At 65.8% G+C, this 16,173-nt stretch carries 18 protein-coding genes; 10 read left to right on the top strand and 8 right to left on the bottom strand.

Annotation, left to right across the window (positions count from 1 at the left end; translation table 11 throughout):
* Positions 1-117: 117 nt before the first annotated feature.
* From JI664_RS00180 to JI664_RS00165, 4 genes are all read left to right on the top strand, one after another.
* The gene (locus JI664_RS00180) at positions 118-786 is read left to right on the top strand and encodes an EF-hand domain-containing protein (RefSeq protein ID WP_207011691.1); all 669 of its coding nucleotides are present in this window, start codon (positions 118-120) and stop codon (positions 784-786) included.
* A gap of 131 nt (positions 787-917) precedes the next feature.
* Entirely contained in the window at positions 918-1,517 is a 600-nt protein-coding gene (locus JI664_RS00175; protein ID WP_207011690.1) for an RNA polymerase sigma factor, read from the top strand.
* Positions 1,514-1,954, top strand: a complete 441-nt coding sequence (locus tag JI664_RS00170) for a hypothetical protein (protein ID WP_207011689.1) — start codon at positions 1,514-1,516, stop codon at positions 1,952-1,954. The genes JI664_RS00175 and JI664_RS00170 overlap by 4 nt, the downstream gene beginning before the upstream one ends.
* 7 nt (positions 1,955-1,961) lie before the next feature.
* Positions 1,962-2,483: a periplasmic heavy metal sensor gene (locus JI664_RS00165; RefSeq protein ID WP_207011688.1), complete on the top strand. Its 522-nt coding sequence runs from the start codon at positions 1,962-1,964 to the stop codon at positions 2,481-2,483.
* 61 nt (positions 2,484-2,544) lie between these two features.
* Here the strand turns inward: JI664_RS00165 and JI664_RS00160 are convergent, their stop codons facing one another.
* A complete protein-coding gene (locus JI664_RS00160; protein WP_207011687.1) occupies positions 2,545-3,933 on the bottom strand; it encodes a diguanylate cyclase domain-containing protein in 1,389 nt (462 codons plus the stop codon).
* Positions 3,934-4,085: 152 nt separating this feature from the next.
* Between JI664_RS00160 and JI664_RS00155 the strand changes: the two genes are divergently transcribed.
* The 4 genes from JI664_RS00155 (at position 4,086) to JI664_RS00140 (ending at position 6,852) form a co-directional block, all read left to right on the top strand.
* Complete coding sequence (locus JI664_RS00155; RefSeq protein WP_207011686.1) at positions 4,086-4,370, top strand: DUF3572 domain-containing protein; 285 nt, start codon at positions 4,086-4,088, stop codon at positions 4,368-4,370.
* Positions 4,367-5,059, top strand: a complete 693-nt coding sequence (locus tag JI664_RS00150) for an HAD family hydrolase (RefSeq protein WP_207011685.1) — start codon at positions 4,367-4,369, stop codon at positions 5,057-5,059. The genes JI664_RS00155 and JI664_RS00150 overlap by 4 nt, the downstream gene beginning before the upstream one ends.
* 93 nt (positions 5,060-5,152) lie before the next feature.
* Positions 5,153-5,779, top strand: a complete 627-nt coding sequence (locus JI664_RS00145; protein WP_207011684.1) for a heme NO-binding domain-containing protein — start codon at positions 5,153-5,155, stop codon at positions 5,777-5,779.
* Positions 5,779-6,852, top strand: a complete 1,074-nt coding sequence (locus JI664_RS00140; protein WP_207011683.1) for a GGDEF domain-containing protein — start codon at positions 5,779-5,781, stop codon at positions 6,850-6,852. The genes JI664_RS00145 and JI664_RS00140 overlap by 1 nt, the downstream gene beginning before the upstream one ends.
* Positions 6,853-7,174: 322 nt before the next feature.
* Here the strand turns inward: JI664_RS00140 and dtd are convergent, their stop codons facing one another.
* The 7 genes from dtd to JI664_RS00105 form a co-directional block, all read right to left on the bottom strand.
* Positions 7,175-7,612 (bottom strand): D-aminoacyl-tRNA deacylase, encoded by a 438-nt coding sequence (dtd, locus tag JI664_RS00135; protein WP_207011682.1) that lies wholly within the window; start codon positions 7,610-7,612, stop codon positions 7,175-7,177.
* Complete coding sequence (locus JI664_RS00130) at positions 7,612-8,802, bottom strand: primosomal protein N' (replication factor Y) - superfamily II helicase (protein WP_286173714.1); 1,191 nt, start codon at positions 8,800-8,802, stop codon at positions 7,612-7,614. The genes dtd and JI664_RS00130 overlap by 1 nt, the downstream gene beginning before the upstream one ends.
* Before the next feature lie 6 nt (positions 8,803-8,808).
* Complete coding sequence (locus JI664_RS00125) at positions 8,809-9,942, bottom strand: SPFH domain-containing protein (RefSeq protein WP_207011681.1); 1,134 nt, start codon at positions 9,940-9,942, stop codon at positions 8,809-8,811.
* A 35-nt stretch (positions 9,943-9,977) separates the two neighbouring features.
* A complete protein-coding gene (locus JI664_RS00120; protein WP_207011680.1) occupies positions 9,978-10,922 on the bottom strand; it encodes a DUF2927 domain-containing protein in 945 nt (314 codons plus the stop codon).
* A gap of 43 nt (positions 10,923-10,965) precedes the next feature.
* Positions 10,966-12,132: a toxic anion resistance protein gene (locus JI664_RS00115; protein WP_207011679.1), complete on the bottom strand. Its 1,167-nt coding sequence runs from the start codon at positions 12,130-12,132 to the stop codon at positions 10,966-10,968.
* Between the two features lie 40 nt (positions 12,133-12,172).
* Positions 12,173-12,988, bottom strand: coding sequence for a 5-bromo-4-chloroindolyl phosphate hydrolysis family protein (locus JI664_RS00110; protein WP_349768663.1), 816 nt, complete (start codon positions 12,986-12,988; stop codon positions 12,173-12,175).
* A 326-nt stretch (positions 12,989-13,314) separates the two neighbouring features.
* The gene (locus JI664_RS00105) at positions 13,315-14,439 is read right to left on the bottom strand and encodes a pseudouridine synthase (protein WP_207011677.1); all 1,125 of its coding nucleotides are present in this window, start codon (positions 14,437-14,439) and stop codon (positions 13,315-13,317) included.
* 144 nt (positions 14,440-14,583) lie between these two features.
* Between JI664_RS00105 and JI664_RS00100 the strand changes: the two genes are divergently transcribed.
* Entirely contained in the window at positions 14,584-15,042 is a 459-nt protein-coding gene (locus JI664_RS00100) for a nucleoside deaminase (RefSeq protein ID WP_286173712.1), read from the top strand.
* 316 nt (positions 15,043-15,358) lie between these two features.
* Entirely contained in the window at positions 15,359-16,096 is a 738-nt protein-coding gene (gene bcsN, locus JI664_RS00095) for a cellulose biosynthesis protein BcsN (protein ID WP_207011676.1), read from the top strand.
* The last annotated feature ends 77 nt before the right edge of the window (positions 16,097-16,173 follow it).

Raw genomic sequence — 16,173 nt, 5'->3', positions numbered from 1 at the left:
CGCAAAAAACCTCTGAAAGGCTGCGACGGAATGTCCGGAGCCGCCCGTTAGACAGGTATCGAAGCGCTGGCGATGCCTCGTAACCTCGCAAGGCGCTCTGATTAAAAGGAGAGCACTATGAACACCAAGACCCTGACAGCCGTCGCCCTGATCCTGGCCGCCCTGCCGGTCGCGGGCTTTGCCCAGAGCGCCGGTTCTGCGGCGCGCCCCAACCCGCCGGTGCTGGATTTCGCGACCGCCGATGCCGATGGCTCGGGCGCGATCAGCGCCGAGGAATGGACGGCCTACGCTGCCACCCTGCGTGACGGGATGCGCGCGCAACGGATCGAGGCGCGCGTCGACGCGATGATCGAGGCCGCCGACGCCGATGGCGATGGCGCGCTGAGCCGCGACGAGATGATCGCGGGCATGACCGCGATGGCCGATGAGCGCGGTGCGATGCGCGGTGAGCGCCGGATGGGCGGGCGCTTCGGCATGATGCGCGACCACGACGGCGGCTACGGGATGCGCGGGCATCATGGCCGCTGGGACCACGAGCGTGGCGACCGTGATGATCGCGGCGGGCGCTGGGATCATGACCGCCGGGGCGAGGGCCGCATGGCCGATGGCCGGGGCGACGGTCCGATGGGAGACCGGCCGATGCGCGGGGATCGCATGGGCGGGGATCGCGGCATGATGGGCTTTGCCCGCCTCGACGCCGACCGCAATGGCGAGATCAGCCCCGACGAGCTGGCCTATGTCCAGGAAATGCTGAACTGGATGGCGCAGCGTCCCGGTCGGAACTGAGTTGCATGAGCCCGGCCCGGGCGCTACCCGTTGGGATGATCGCGACAGGCGGCGTCCGGGCCAACCCATTGTCAGGGCCGCGCTTGTCGGCCAAGCTTCGACCTCTGATGCCACGGGATACGACAGCCAGCATGACCTCGTCCCAAAGCACGGGATCCGGTGAAACAGGTCTCGACGGCCTGAGCGACGACGCGCTTCTGGCTCGTTACGCCGACGGCGATCCGTCGGCGGCGCGGATGCTGCTGGATCGGCTGGCGCCGCGCGTGCTGCGGCTCGCTTACCGGCTCTTGCAGGATCAGGCCGAGGCCGAGGACGTCACGCAGGAAGCCATGCTGCGCCTGTGGCAGATCGCGCCGAAATGGCAGGCGGGCGGTGCCAAGCCCTCGACATGGCTGCACCGCGTGACGGCCAATCTGGCGACCGACCGGCTGCGCAAGCGGCGTGGCGTGGCGCTCGACGACATCCCCGAGCCCGACGATCCGACACCGGGCGTGGCCGAGGGCATGATCGAAGCCGACCGCCGGCAGGCACTGGACGCCGCTCTGGGGCAATTGCCAGACCGGCAGCGCGTCGCGGTGGTGCTGCGCCATCTCGAAGGGTTGACCAATCCCGAGATCGGTGCGGCGATGGGGATCGGGGTCGAGGCCGTCGAAAGCCTGATTGCGCGCGGAAAACGTCGCCTTGCTCAGCTACTGGCCGGGCGGCGGGATGAACTGGGGTATGACCGATGAGTGATGATCGAGACAGGAACAGCAAGGATCCGTTCGACATGCCGCTCGATGCCCGCTTGGAAGCGGAGCTCGACGCGCTGTTCGCCGAGGCGCGCGACGACGCGCCCGAGCCGCTGCCCGCGCAGTTCCGCGACCGGCTGCTCGGTGCCGCATTGGCCGCTCAGCCAGAGCGTCCGGTCAGCGGCTGGCTGATCCGTCTGCGCGGGATGCTGGCCGATTTCGGCGGTGGTCCTTCGCTTGCGGGGGTGGGGGCTGCCGGGATTGCCGGGCTGTGGATCGGCATTGCCGCGCCGGGGCCGACCGCCGATCTGGTCACCTCGTTCTGGCAGGGCGCGTCCAGCGTTACCGCCGGTGCCTCGGCATGGAATACGGATGGAACCGGGCTGGACTTTGCCGGGGCCGAACTTTTGACGCTGCTCGACAGCGAAACGGATTGAGGCCGCGATGAGTGACTCGCAAAATCCCACGCCGCGCCCGCTGCCGCCGGAAAAACGGCTGCGCCGGATGAGACTGGCGCTGATCGTGTCGGTGATGGTCAACGTGCTGGTGATCGGCGTGATGGTGGGCGGGGCGATCCGCCACAGGCCCCCGTCGATGTCGTTCGGACAAGTCGATATGCGCGCGATGTGGCGGGCCATGCCCGGCACGATGCGCAGCGAGATGCGGGAAGCCGCGCGTGAACACGGCTTTGGTGGCGAACGTCTGAGCCGTGAGGAACGCCGCGCCCGCAGTCGTCAGCTCAACGAGCGGATCCTCGCCGCGCTGCGCAGCGAGCCGTTCGACGCCGGAGCGTTCGTGGCGTTGCTCGATGGCGACCGGGCGATGATCGAAGAGCGGCTCGGCGCTGCAAACGCTGCCTTCACGCATCAGCTCGAAGCGCTGAGCCCGGCCGAGCGGCAGGCGATGGCCGAACGCCTGAGCGAGATCTGGGAAAATCGCCATCACCGGGATGACGACGACGATTGAGGAAGGGGCGCATCGCTGCGTTCGATAAGCAAAGGGGCACAATCGGTGCCCCTTTTGCCGTTCAGGCCGCGCTGCCGATCGTCACCTGATTGCGACCGTCGGTCTTGGCCGCCAGCAATGCGGCATCCGCGCGTGCGAGCGTCTCGCGCCCGATCTCGGCATTGTCATGCGCGGCAAGGCTGGGGCCCATGGCCAGCCCCACCGAGATCGTGATGTCCACCGGTTCATGCGGGCCCGACATTTGCACCGGGTCCGCGCCGACCGCCCGGCACAGGCGCTCTGCAGTCTTGCGCGCGGCCTCGAACGTGACATCGGGCAGCGCCACAAGAAACTCCTCGCCGCCGATCCGCGCGATCAGGTCGCTGGGGCGCAGATTCTCCCGCAAACGCTGGGCGACGATTTCGAGCACCCGGTCGCCCGCCGCATGGCCGAGCGTATCGTTCACCGTCTTGAAGCGGTCGAGATCAAGCACCATCACCGCGAAGCGCTTGCCGCTTTCGCGGGCGCGCAGCGCCAGCCGGTCGAGATAGGACAGCGCGTAGCGGCGATTGTAGAGCCCGGTCAGCGCATCCGTCACCGCCAGCCGCAGCCCGTCGCTGACCGCGCGACGCAGCTTGTCGGCGCGCTGCTTGCGGCTGACATGCATCGCGATTCTGAGCGCGGTTTCCTGCGGATCGAACGGGTCATTCAGCAGGTCGGTCGCGCCGAAATCCAGCGCCATCGCCGCCGCGTCGGGATCGGCGCGCTGCAAGACCAGCGCCATCGCCGCGTGGCGGCTGGCCGGGCGCGTCCGCAGATCCGCGACCAGCCGCTGACCGGACCCGAACGCGCCGAGATTCTCGGCAATTAGGTAAAGGTCCGGCACCGGCCCATCGGCCATTGGCGCCAGCGCCTCCGCTGGCGACAGGAATTCGAGTTGCTCGCTCACATAGGGGATCAGTGATGTTTGCCATCGCTCGGCGGTCGCTTTGTCCGCGGCGATCAGGCTGACGCGGCCGGGCAGCACGAAGGGTGTGTCGCCCTCGCTCAGGTCGAATTCGCCCCAGGTTTCCAGCCGGAGTTGCAACTCGGTCTCGTTCTGACGCGCACGCATGATCGACCGGATACGCGCCAGCAGCACCACGTCGTTGAGCGGCTTGGTGAGGTATTCGTCGGCCCCTGCTTCAAGCGCGGCAATACGGCTCACCCGGTCCCGGGCCGAGGTCACGATGACGATGGGGATATGCCGTGTGGCCGGATCGGCGCGAAGCTGGCGGCAGACATCGAGGCCCGGAATATCGCGCAGGACCATGTCCAGCATGATCAGTTTTGGTTGCTTTTCGCGCGCAAGCCGCAACGCTTCGGCCCCGGTCGAGGCCTGAAGGGTCTGATAGCAAGCCGCGTTGAGCTTGACCTTGAGGATGATCCGGTTTGTTGCGAGATCATCAACAATAAGAATGCATCCGTTCATCTCATGTACCGCTCTTTTTATTATGCCTCGCTTGGCTCTTTGTGCCTCCGCGCGTGACGGGATTTCGCTTGAACCCAATCCACCGCGAACGCTAATCAGAATGCACATCGATTAGTTAACGAAACCTTTCAGAAACCGGGGGGCGGCGAAGAATGTTGTCATCGCAAGAGGCCGCCGAGGCTTTCGCCGCGCGGGTTCTGGGCTGGTTGGCCGAAGACCATGCGCGGATTTCCGCTTTCCTCGCCTGGTCGGGCGAATCGCCGTCGAATTTGCGCGAGCGGATGACCGATCCCGGCTTCCTTCTGGCCGTGATCGAGTTCCTGATGAGCGATGAGCGCCAGTTGCTCGATGCCTGTACCGATCTGGGCGTGCCGCCGGAAACCCCGGGGCAGGCGCGTGCCGCTCTGCCGGGCGGCGAACAGGTGCATTGGACATGACGATGCAGGGCCTGCGCGGGATTCTGTTCGACAAGGATGGCACGCTGTTCGACTTTCAGGCGACCTGGGGCAATTGGGCGCGTGATCTTCTGAACCGTCTCGCGGGCGAGGATCCAGCCCGCGCGCAAGCCATGGCCGAGGTGCTGCGCTTCGATCTGGCCTCAAGGCGCTTTGACCCGGCCTCGCCGGTGATTGCCGGCACCGGCGACGAGGTGGTCGATCTGCTCGCCCCTTACGCGCGGATGAGCCGCACGGCGCTGTCGGCGCTGGTCTCGGGCGCCGCCGCCGAGGCGCCGCTTGTCCCGGCGGTGCCGTTGCGCCCGCTTCTGGCCCGTCTGCGCGCGTCGGGGCTGCGTCTGGGCGTCGCCACCAATGATTACGAGGCCGTCGCCCGCCGTCATCTTGCGGCCGAAGCGGATCTCTTCGATCTGATCGCGGGCTTCGATTCGGGCCATGGCGGCAAGCCCGCGCCCGGCATGTTGCTGGCCTTCGCCGAGCATTGCGGGCTGAGGCCCGACGAGATCCTGATGGTCGGGGATTCGCGTCACGATTTGCTGGCCGGACGCGCGGCAGGGATGCGCACGCTCGCCGTTCTCACGGGCGTCGCGACCGAGGCCGATCTGGAAGATCTCGCCGACGCTGTGCGTCCCGATATCGGTCATCTGCCCGAGCTTCTGGCGCTCGCCTGACGGGGACGCCCTATCCCGCGTGCCCGCTTGCGTTTGCAATTTGTTAGCAGTTTGCCGCCAAGCTCCGCTCACGGGGCACCACAGGCGGCGGCGATGCACGGATTGATAAACAAGGCCTTGCAGAACTTCATCTGCGATTCGTTCGGTCAGGAGACCTGGAACGAGGTTCTGCTCAGCGCAGGTCTGGTCCATCGGCTCGATCCCGACGGGTTCGAATCGATGAACCGCTATGACGGCAGCTGGACGCAGGAAATCCTCGCCGCGGCGGGCGACACGCTGCGCCGCCCGGTGGATTCACTGCTCGAAGATCTGGGCACATATCTGGTTTCCAGTGAAAGGATGAATCCGCTGCGCCGTCTGTTGCGCTTCGGCGGTATGACTTTCACCGACTTCCTCTATTCGCTCGATGAATTGCAGGGCCGAAGCGTTCTCGCTGTCCCCGATCTGGAAATGCCGGTCCTGTCGATCACCTGCAATGCCGAAGACAGTTTTGCGCTCACGTGTGGGCCGGGCTGGCCGGGGCTGGGGCATGTGATGCTGGGCGTTCTGCGCGCTATGGCCGACGATTATGGCGTGCTGGCGGTGCTGGAACACTGCGACACAAACGATTGCAGCGTTCATCGCACCAACCGGAGCTGTTTCGAGGTTATCACCATCAAGGTCCACGATCCGGCGCATCAGGCCGCCAAACGGTTCGAACTTGCATCGGAACACTATTGATGGACGGTGAGCTGCGTCCATCCGGGTTCACCCTTACGCCCGATGCTCTGGGCCGGCTGATGCCGATTTTCTTGTCTCTCGACGCCGCCTGTCGCCTGTCCGAAGCCGGGCCGACGCTCGCCAAGTTGCTGGGCCCCGCCGCGATGGGAAAGCGCATAGACGAGGTGTTCTTCCTGCGCCACAGCCCGCTCAAGGTCACCCGTGCCTCGCTCTTGCGAAGGCCCAGCCTGCTGCTGACGCTGCGTGCTTCGCCGCATACCACATTCAAGGGCGTTCCGGTCCCGATCGCGGGCAGCGGCGGCGTGCTGATTAACCTGTCCTTCGGGGTGGGGCTACGCGACGCGGTTCGTGATCACGCCCTGTCGTCGTCCGATTTCGCCGGCACCGATCTCGCCATGGAACTCCTCTACCTCTATGAGGCGAAAACCGCGGTCATGGCCGAACTCAGGCGAACGGCCGAGCGGCTGAAAACCGCCAAGGCGCGGGCCGAAATTCAGGCCTTCACAGACCCGCTGACCGGGCTGGGCAATCGCCGCGCGATGGAAGACAGCCTTGCCCGTCTGCTGGCCGTGGGTGGGGGCTTCACGATCCTGCATGTCGATCTCGATTATTTCAAACAGGTCAATGACACGATGGGCCATGCCGCGGGCGATCACGTTCTGCGCAGCATCGCCGCCATCCTGCGCAACGCCGTGCGTGCGGGCGACAGTGTCTCGCGCGTGGGCGGCGACGAATTCGTTCTGCTCATTGCCGGTGTTACCGAGCCAGACGTGATTGCGCGGCTGGGCAACGACATTTTCGCTCAGATGGAGCACCCGATTACCTTCGCTGCGCAGCGTTGCCACGTCGCGCTATCGATCGGGGCCGCCATCGTGCCCGCGGGTGCGCCGGTACCCGGCGATACCGCCCTCGCGCGCGCCGATGTCGCCCTCTATGCGTCGAAACATGGTGGCCGCAGCCGCCTCACCCTGTGGATTTCAGAAACCGAGAGCCGTGAACTCGCCGCGCATTCGCATCGCATCGCTCCTGACCGGCGCCGTTTACCCGACGAACCCCAAGCATCGCCCCCCTGACGATAAAGACCCTGCCGCAGTCCTTATCTTTAATCCGGAAGTATCCCGGGGGAGCGGCGCGTAAGCGCCGTGGGGGCAGAGCCCCCCGCGACGCTTCGATCCTTGGTAGGCCTTTCGGAAAAGGCGATGCTTGCCCACTCCGACCACTGCCCGCCGAACCCCGATTGCGGCGTCGGTGAAGGTGCAACGCCCCGCGCGCCGCCGCAGGCGGCGCGCCCGGTCGCGCGAAGCGCCCGGGCGTCAGCGCGGGGGATGAGGGCGAAACCCTGCCTTGCCGATCACGCAGGGCCCAAAAGGGATCGACGCGCGCAGAGCAGGGCGGTCAGGTTTCGATCCAGATCGTCATCGGCCCGTCATTGACCAGCGAGACGGCCATTTCCGCGCCGAACTCGCCGCGCCCGACCGGCACGCCCTGCTCCGCGAGGTGGTCGGCGAACAGCTCATAAAGCGCGCGTCCCTCCTCGGGCGGGGCCGCGGCCGAAAAGCCGGGCCGGTTCCCGCGTGAGGTATCGGCGGCGAGCGTGAATTGCGACACGACCAGCGCGCCGCCGCCCACATCCAGAAGCGAGCGGTTGGTCTTGCCGCTTTCGTCGCGGAAGATGCGCAGCTTGGCGATCTTTTCGGCCAGCGCGCGCGCCTTGTCCGGGCCGTCGCCCTGCATCGCGCAGATCAGGATCATCAGGCCCGGACCAGTCGCCCCGATCTCGCGGCCCTCGACCGCGACCGAGGCCGCGGTCACGCGTTGAACCAGCGCGCGCATCAGCGGTTCTGGTTGATCAGCGCGACGCCGACCACCACCACGATTGCCGCCAGCACCGCGAAGGCGATTTTCCATTTCGACCACGGGCGTTCGCCCTGCACCTTGCCGGTCTGGCCGTTCACCACGAAGCGATAGGATTTGTCGCGATACTGGTAGGCCGCCATCCAGATCGGCAGCAGCACATGCTTGAAACGCTCGTTCGCGTGGTCGGTATCGACCGAATGGATGCGCTGTTCATCCCCGCCGATCGAGCGGCGCACGTCCTGACGGATCACGTTGTCCATGCGCTGGATGCCCATCTCGTGGCTTTCGGGCAATTCGACCGTGTAGCCTTCGGCGCGGAAGCCCGACAGGAATTGCGGGCTGTAGGGCGCGAGTTCCCCCAGCATCCAGGGTTCCAGCGCGCGCACGTAATTGCGCGGCAGCGATTGCGAGGCCATGATCAGCACGTCGCGGAAATCGCGCGCGGTGCGACCGCTGACCCGTTTCCAGCGGATCTTGCGCACGCGTTCGGTCGTCTTCTTGCCGTCGCGCATCACCGTGCGGTTTTCGTAATAGGCGTCCCCGCGCTCGCCGGTATAGCGCGAGCGTGTGTCGCTGTCGAAAGCCCAGTACGGCACGTAAAGCCCGTCAAGCCGCGAGCCGTCCGAGCGCGCGTATTTCTTCAGCTCTCCCGGTGCGAACCACAGCCGCTTGAGCCATTTGTGCATCTGCGCATGGGCTTCTTTTTCGTCCAGCTTGAAGGGCAGAACGGCGCCGGGCTTGATCTGTCGCTGCAGGCCGGTATCGGTCACCACGGGCGAGCCGCAGAACGGGCATTGTGCGGCGTGCTGGGCGGGATCGAAATCGACCTGCGCGCCGCAATTGCTGCAGCTCAGCAGGCGGTGTTCCTCGATCGCTTCGGGCGGCAGGTGATTGGCGAGCGCCTCGCGCAGATCATAGGTTTCCAGCGCCGCGTCGCGTTCTTGCTCGCTATGCGGGATGTCCTGTTCATGGCCGCAATATTCGCAGGTCAGGCTGCGCTGACCGGGCGAAAAGCGCAGCTGCGCGCCGCAATTCTCGCACGGAAAGCGATGCTCTTCGCTGAGCGCAGCCTCGGGGGCTGCGTCGTGCGGCGGGGCCGGCGGGATAGGCGGCGCAGCCGCGGGCGTTCCTGGCGGCGGGGGCGGCGTGTGGTCCGAGGGGCACATAGCGGCTTACCCCGCGGGCGGGGGCGGCGGGGGCATCGACGCGAAGACGCTCGACAGCGCCTGCACATCGCCGGCTTTCTCCCAGCCGGCCATGCCCTGCGTCCAGACCATCGTGTCGCGGTCGAACTGGCCCTGTCCCATCATCTGCTGCAATTGTGCCGTGCTGAACGGGCCGGTGGTCTGCCCGTTCTTGGCGACATGGAATTGCGGGGCCGCAGGCGGCGGGGGCGGAGGCGGCGGTGCGGATGCGGCGGGTTGCTGCGGCTGTTGCTGGTTGCCGCCCATGCCCCCCATCGCGTTGGCCATGGCCTGCGCCATGCCCATGCCCATCCCCATGCCCATTCCGGCGCCCATCGCATTGTCGCCGCCGCTCTCGGAGGCGTTCTGCATCGCCTGCGCGGCCGAGAACTGGGTGTATTTGTTCAGGTCGCCCACGATCCCCATCGACGAGCGCTGATCGAGCACTTTCTCGACATTGGGCGGCAGCGAGATGTTCTCGATATAGAGTTCGGGGATCGACAGGCCGTAATCGCTGAGCGTGGGCGCGATGGCTTCCGAGACGATTGTCGACAGATCGCCCGTATTCGCCGCCATATCCAGCGCCGGGATGCCCGAGGCCGCCAGCGACTGGCTGACTTTCTGGACGACGATGTTGCGGATCTGGCCGGAAATCTCGTCTTCGGTGAACTCGCCGTCGGTTCCGACGATCTCGGTCATGAACTTGCCGGGATCGGTGACGCGGATCGCGTAGCTGCCGAAGGCCCGCAGCCTCAGCGCGCCGAATTCCGGATCGCGCAGCATGATCGGATTCTGCGTGCCCCATTTCAGGCCCGGGAAGCGCCGCGTGTTGACGAAATAGATCTCGGATTTAAACGGCGAGTTGAAGCCATGCGACCAGTGCTGCAGCGCGGTCATGATCGGCATGTTGTTGGTTTCAAGCTCGTACAGGCCGGGGCCGAAAATATCGGCCATCTGCCCTTCGTGGATGAACACCGCCGCCTGACCTTCGCGCACGGTCAGCTTGGCGCCCATCATGATGTTGTTGCCGTAACGCTCAAACCGGTAAACGAGCGTATCGCGGCTGTCGTCGAGCCATTCAATGACATCGATGAACTGGCCCTTAAGGAAATTGAAGACCATGGTTCACTCCTGCAGTAACTTTCTAAAATCTGCGGTCAACTTGCACCCGCGACCAGTTCGGACGCAATGGAAAAGATGATCGGGCGGGCTTCACGTTCTGTCATGCCGGGCTGCAACCGGGGATCGTAGTGGATGCGCAGCAAGAGCAGGTCGAACGGTGTCAGAAGCGCGAATTCCTGATCGTCGTTGAAGATCGACGGACGCGCGCGGCTGGAATCGGATGCAAGGCCCAGACCCTGCGTCAGTTCCTCGTGATAGCAGGCCGCGCGGGTTAGGTCTGGATGCTCCGAGCGGACGATGGCGAGCGCTTCGGAATACTCGGCCGAGCCGTCGCGCGAAAAGGCCATGACAAGACAGAAGGTTTCGCGCGGCATATCGGTGATCAGCCGCACGGCGCCGTCGCTGATCCCCGGCACCAGTTCCCGGATGCGCGCGCCCGCGTCGCGGCGTTCGCTTTCCGACAGCGTCAGGACGTGGAAATTGCCTTCGGACTGGCCCAGCGGCGCGACCGAGATCGCGTGCCCCGATGCCGTGCCCAGCCGCGCCGTCAATTCGCGCACCGTGCGGTAATCGTCGACCCGCGCCTGCCGGCTGCTGGAGGCACCGAATTCCATCCGGTAGCGCACCGGGACTTCCCAGCGTCTGAGCACGCTGGAGCGTCCGGATCGGTTGAACGGGCCGCTATGCTCTTCGTGCAGCGCGATATCGATATAGGTTTCGGCCAGACGGGCAGGGGTGATCACCACGTCATCCGCGCCGTCATCAATGCGCATCAGCCGGGCGGCGATGCGGTCGTCTTCGATCTCGGCGTAATAGGCCCGCAGATCGTCCGAGAGGGGATCGTCGGGCAGCACTTCGACCGGGCGTCCGGGGGCAGAGCGCGGCGGCTCGGGCGGCGGGTCCTGCGGCAGCAACGCGCAGCCCGATGCCAGCGCGGCGGTCAGAACCAGCGCGGAAGAGCTGCGCGTCCTGAGCCGCACCCTGCTTTTTTCCCTGAACCCTGCCCGGAAAGCCCGGACGCCGTTACGCTGCCGCACCGTCTTCGCGCGCCTTTGCCGCTGCCAGAGAATCGCGCAATTCCCCTTCCATCTTCTGCAGTTCCTGCTCGGCCGCAGCCCGCTTGGCCTTGCCTTCGTCGGCAATCTGCAGGCTATCCTGAATCGTCGCGACCAGCGCGTCGTTGGCCTGTTTGACGGCCTCGATATCGAACACCCCACGCTCCATCTGTTCGCGCACGGTGCGGTTCGTCTCGCGCAGGTTCTCGGCGTTCTTGGTCAGCAACTCGTTGGTCAGGTCGTTCGCGGCCTTGATCGATTCCGCCGCTTCTTTCGAGCGCTGGATCGTCAGCGCCTGCGCAAGCTGGGTTTCCCAAAGCGGAACGGTGTTGACCAGCGTCGAGTTGATCTTGGTCACCAGAGACTTGTCGTTTTCCTGCACCAGCCGGATCGAGGGCAGCGATTGCATCGTCACCTGACGCGTCAGTTTCAGGTCATGCACCCGGCGCTCCAGATCGTCGCGCGCCGCGCGCAGGTCGCGCAGTTCCTGAGCGACGACGATCTTCTGATCCTCGGCGGCTGCCTCGACCGCGGCCTCTTTGGCAGGGATCGTGGTGGCGTCGAGTTCTTTCAGCTTTTCTTCCCCGGCGGCGATATAAAGCGCCAGCTCCTGATAGAAGCTCAGCGTCTTCTCGTAGAGCAGGTCGAGTGACTTGATATCTTTCAGCAGCACCGTCTCATGGCCCAGCAGGGTTTCGGTGATCTTGTCGATCTGGTCCTGCACAGTCTCGTAGCGGGCCATGAAATTCGCCAGCGGCGCGGCCTTGCCGGTCAGGCGCTCCCACCAGCTGCGCTCGCGGCGGGTGTCGAGCTCGCTTACCGAAAAGCCGCGAATGGTGGTGACGATCTGGCGCAGGCTGTCGCCCGCCGGGCCCACATCCTTGTTGCGCACGTCGTTCAGCATCGCCTGGCTGATCGTCTGCAGTTCAAGCTGCGCGCGGGCGCCGAAGCCGATGATCGAGCTGGTCGATTCCATGTCGATTTCGCTCATCCGGGTGCGGATATCAGCGGCCACGGGTTCGTCGGCCTGATCGAGCGGGGCCAGTTCGCCGCCCGGATCGGGCAGACGCACAAGCGTGGCTTCTTCGATCGCGGTGGTCAGTTGCGTGGCCTGCTGGCGAACCTGTTCGGACATGGAGGGATCCTTTCCCGGGTAAAGAGACGGTTTGAAAATATCAGCGTGTCGGAGTGGCAGGGATCGCCGGGCGAACCCCTTCGCGTTCAAGCCGCTCGCGTAACACGTCGATCTCGATATCGAGTTCTTGACGGTCGGAATCGCGAAGCGTCTCGGTACGCAGCATGAAATTCTGTTCCAGATCGTCGAGCAGCGCCACGTAATCTTCGCGCGCGGTCTCGTCGCGGTTGCGCTCGTAGAGATCGACGAACTTGACGGTCGCGTCGCGCGCACCCTGCAGGTAGACGCTCAGATAGCGCCGGGCCGATGTCAGGTTCTGCGGATCGTCCTCGACCGCGCGCAGAAGCTCGCGGACGTGGATCTGGAACGAATTCAGCCGGTCCTGAAGCTTGCGGTCGCGCGCGCGCAGCATCGCGTCGGACATCGCGCGCAGATAGGCCTCGGCGCCCTCGACGGCCCGGGCGACGCGGTCGGTCTGGAATTCGTCGATCCCCTCCATACCCTTGTCACTCAGCGGGTCGGGACCGAACGAGGCCAGATGCAGCCCCGCGCCCAGCACGCCCAGAATGATCGGTGTTGCAAGCCCGAAGCCACTGCCCAGCCCGGCCAGCGCAAGGCCCAGCCCGGTGATGACCGAGCCGAAGATCTTGCGCGGAATCGCGGGGCGGCGGGCGACCTTGCGGGAATCGTAGGCATCCTGCGCGATCACCCCTTCGCGGGTCAGCCATGCGGCCAGCATCAGCAGGGCGAAGACGCCCAGATGCTGCGCCATTCCGGCGGGATCGCGGAAAAAGGCGCTGAAGGCCCACAGGAACGGCAGAACGAACAGCAGGTTTACCCGCGCGCCCGCAGGCATCACCCTTCTGCGGACCGAGCGTGAGCGTGACGGCTGCGCGCGGTCCGTGACGGGGCGAGGATCACCGCCGGGGCTGTTGGGGCCGCCAAAGCGTCGTGCCATCTCTCAGCCCCCCACGATCCATGAATACACGATCAGCGCGACAAGCAGCGCGTAAGCGGTTTTCTGAAGGCCGGTTGCGGTCACGTCGTGGTCCCCGTCTCATCCATGCCGCAGCGCCGCGCGGTGTTTCGGCGGGAGGGCTTCCTGTGGTCTCGCCCCGATATAGAGGCGATTTGCGAAACTATAAGACACGACAGGCGCGAAATGGAAGAACCGAAGGCGTCCTAACGCTTGGGGCCGGGGCGGGGCGTTCCGCCCATGGGCGAGTCCTTGCTGACCCGTGGGCCGCCTTTGGTATCGCTGGCGCCGCGCGCCGATTTGCTGCCCCACGAGCGCGGCTTGCGGGTCTCCAGATCTTCGTCGCTGCGCGCGCCGCCATGCGATTTCGATCCCCAGGACCGGCGCTCGGGCTTGCCATCGGCGGCTTTGCGCGGCGGTTTGGCGGTGCCAGGCTTGCCAGTCGCGGGTTTTCCGGTCGCGGGTTTTCCAGCGACTTTCCCGGCGGGCGGGGCAGGGGGCGCGGCACGGCCCGAGGGGATTTCATCCGCCGACAGGCCCAGCTGATCGCGCAGCACGCGGGGGCGCAGTTCCTCGACTGCGCCCTGTTCCAGATTTCCCAGCTGGAACGGCCCGTAGCTGACGCGGATCAGGCGGTTGACGCTGAGCCCCACGGATTCCATCGCGCGGCGGATTTCGCGGTTGCGGCCTTCGCGGATACCGATCGTCAGCCACGCATTCGCGCCCTGCTGACGGTCGATCGTCACCAGCATCGGCTGGAACCGTTCGCCGTCGATGCTGATTCCCTGTTTGAGCGGCGCGAGCATCGCTTCGGTCGGCGTGCCGTTCACGCGCACGCGGTACTTGCGCAGCCATCCGGTCGAGGGCAGTTCGAGGCGGCGTTTCAGCTCGCCGTCATTCGTGAGCAGCAGCAGCCCCTCGGAATTGAGGTCGAGCCGCCCGACCGACATCACGCGCGGCATCTCTTCGGGCAGGCTGTCGAAAACCGTGGTGCGGCCCTTTTCGTCGCGCTCGCTTGTCACAAGCCCGAGGGGCTTGTGATAAAGCCAGACGCGCGTGGGTTCCTTGGCGCCCAGCGGCTTGCCGTCGACGGCGATCTTGTCGCGCGGCGTGACGTTCAGCGCGGGGCTGTCGATACGCTCGCCATTCACCGTCACGCGGCCCTCGGCAATGATCGCCTCGGCCGCGCGGCGCGAGGCCACGCCCGAACGCGCCAGCACCTTGGCGATGCGGTCACCCGTGCGGTCACCGGTGCGGGATTCGGCGGGCTTGGCCGGGGCCTTGGTGTCGGGCCGATCGGTCGCTTGGGATTTGTGGGGCGGTTTGGTCATCTGGCCTTCCGGGGCGAGCCTGCAGTATGGGGCTGAAAGGGGGCGAGGGGCGTGCCCTCTTGCGTTGCTGCGCCTCAACGGGCATCCAGACCCCATCAACCGCGTCATGCGCGTCATGTCAATGAAGGCTCGGTATTCCCGACCATGAAGCCCGGCTTTTTCTCACCGATGCAGGTCGCGCTGGACGAGGCCCGCGCCGCCGCCGCGCGCGGCGAGGTGCCGGTGGGCGCGGTCATCACGGCGCCCGACGGCACGATCGTGGCGCAGGCCGGAAATCGCACGCGTGAGTTGAGTGACCCGACCGCCCATGCCGAAATTCTCGCCCTGCGCGGCGCCTGCGCGGCCCATGGTGGCGAGCGGCTGCCCGATCATGCGCTGTGGGTGACGCTGGAGCCCTGTCCGATGTGCGCAGCGGCCATCGGTTTCGCGCGCATCGCCCGGCTGTATTACGGCGCGTCGGACCCCAAATCGGGCGGCGTGGCACAGGCGCCGCGCGTGTTTACCCATCCCCAATGCCACCACGCGCCTGAGATCTATGACGGCATCGCCGAGGGCGAGGCCGCGCAGCTCTTGCGTGACTTTTTTGCCGCGCTCCGGCGTTAGAACGGACGCAGGCAAACACAACCTGCCCGTTTGGCGCACAAGGTCTGCCCCCGGATCCGGCTGGCGGCGCAAATTATGGACTCGCGCGTGGCGCGAATGTCGCGTTTCGGGCGCAGAGTGGGGCTGGGGATAAAGTGCATTGCGCGATTTGCCTCAATTTATTACTCTTGAACACAAAAGAAAAAACCGAGGCACAGGCAGAAACGCGATCCGTGACGGCGATGCAGAAGCGCCGCGCGGGCAACGACGGCCCCTGAAGGCGGTGTCGTCGGGTGCGTGGCCGTCCGTGCTTCGCACAAATGGCAGAGCAGGCATTATGATCGATATTTCTCGGGCGAAAGCCCCGCTTCGTCGTGCGGCGTTTTCTGGCGAGCGTGGGCGGTCCCGCGCATCGCTGCTGGGCGCTCTGGCCGGGCTGGCCGTGCTGGCGGGCTGCGCGCAGCAATCGGGCGACGCGGCGGCGGGCGGCATTTACCGGTTCTTCAACTCGGACCGCAATCCGGGGATGGAGACACTCGAAAGCACCGTGCAATACGCGGTGGTCGATCCGTCCCGCGCAATGGTCAACGCCCCGCAGGCGCTGGTCGTGCTTGAGCGCAATCTGGGGTCGGCGGTGGAGCAGCGGATCGTCCTGCCCAACAACACCGCCGTGCGCGGCGACAACGTGCTTCTGGTGCGCGCCCAGACCGCCAGCAGCGCCGAGCTGACGCGGCTGGATTTCGACGAGATCTCGACCCGGTTCGGCGGCCTTCCCTCACCTTTCGAGCGGCTGACGGAATCGAGCCTGACCTCGGGCAGCGACTCGATGGGGTCTTACGTCTACGCCACGGAAAGCGCCGGGCCGAGCGCGGTCTGCGTGCTGGTCCTGCGCCGGATCGGCGTGGGCGCGCGCCCGCTGCCAAGGGGCACGCAGGCGCTGGACGTGGTGATGCGCAATTGCGTCAATGGCGGCGTCGAAGAGGCCCTGTCGCCGATGAGTGACCGCGCGCTGGCCGTGGGCGGCGCTCAGGGCACGGTTTACACACTTTCGCCCCATGCTGCGCCGCGGAGCTGACCTATTAAGGACATTTTTCCTGGTTAACGAGTACGCGGTGCAGCAGGGATCTTATTATGAGTAGAATGATCGGAACA

Source organism: Rhodobacter sp. NTK016B (assembly GCF_017303295.1).
Taxonomy (GTDB): Bacteria; Pseudomonadota; Alphaproteobacteria; order Rhodobacterales; family Rhodobacteraceae; genus Pararhodobacter.
Note: the sequence above shows the minus strand (reverse complement) of the source record. Positions and strands in the feature narration are given on the sequence as shown.

Bases quoted from the DNA above. Each gene is read 5' to 3' on its own strand.
- JI664_RS00180 (WP_207011691.1), top strand. From the start codon at position 118: ATGAACACCAAGACCCTGACAGCCGTCGCCCTGATCCTGGCCGCCCTG.
- JI664_RS00175 (WP_207011690.1), top strand. From the start codon at position 918: ATGACCTCGTCCCAAAGCACGGGATCCGGTGAAACAGGTCTCGACGGC.
- JI664_RS00170 (WP_207011689.1), top strand. From the start codon at position 1,514: ATGAGTGATGATCGAGACAGGAACAGCAAGGATCCGTTCGACATGCCG.
- JI664_RS00165 (WP_207011688.1), top strand. From the start codon at position 1,962: ATGAGTGACTCGCAAAATCCCACGCCGCGCCCGCTGCCGCCGGAAAAA.
- JI664_RS00160 (WP_207011687.1), bottom strand. From the start codon at position 3,933: ATGAACGGATGCATTCTTATTGTTGATGATCTCGCAACAAACCGGATC.
- JI664_RS00155 (WP_207011686.1), top strand. From the start codon at position 4,086: ATGTTGTCATCGCAAGAGGCCGCCGAGGCTTTCGCCGCGCGGGTTCTG.
- JI664_RS00150 (WP_207011685.1), top strand. From the start codon at position 4,367: ATGACGATGCAGGGCCTGCGCGGGATTCTGTTCGACAAGGATGGCACG.
- JI664_RS00145 (WP_207011684.1), top strand. From the start codon at position 5,153: ATGCACGGATTGATAAACAAGGCCTTGCAGAACTTCATCTGCGATTCG.
- JI664_RS00140 (WP_207011683.1), top strand. From the start codon at position 5,779: ATGGACGGTGAGCTGCGTCCATCCGGGTTCACCCTTACGCCCGATGCT.
- dtd (WP_207011682.1), bottom strand. From the start codon at position 7,612: ATGCGCGCGCTGGTTCAACGCGTGACCGCGGCCTCGGTCGCGGTCGAG.
- JI664_RS00130 (WP_286173714.1), bottom strand. From the start codon at position 8,802: ATGTGCCCCTCGGACCACACGCCGCCCCCGCCGCCAGGAACGCCCGCG.
- JI664_RS00125 (WP_207011681.1), bottom strand. From the start codon at position 9,942: ATGGTCTTCAATTTCCTTAAGGGCCAGTTCATCGATGTCATTGAATGG.
- JI664_RS00115 (WP_207011679.1), bottom strand. From the start codon at position 12,132: ATGTCCGAACAGGTTCGCCAGCAGGCCACGCAACTGACCACCGCGATC.
- JI664_RS00110 (WP_349768663.1), bottom strand. From the start codon at position 12,988: ATGCCTGCGGGCGCGCGGGTAAACCTGCTGTTCGTTCTGCCGTTCCTG.
- JI664_RS00105 (WP_207011677.1), bottom strand. From the start codon at position 14,439: ATGACCAAACCGCCCCACAAATCCCAAGCGACCGATCGGCCCGACACC.
- JI664_RS00100 (WP_286173712.1), top strand. From the start codon at position 14,584: ATGAAGCCCGGCTTTTTCTCACCGATGCAGGTCGCGCTGGACGAGGCC.
- bcsN (WP_207011676.1), top strand. From the start codon at position 15,359: ATGATCGATATTTCTCGGGCGAAAGCCCCGCTTCGTCGTGCGGCGTTT.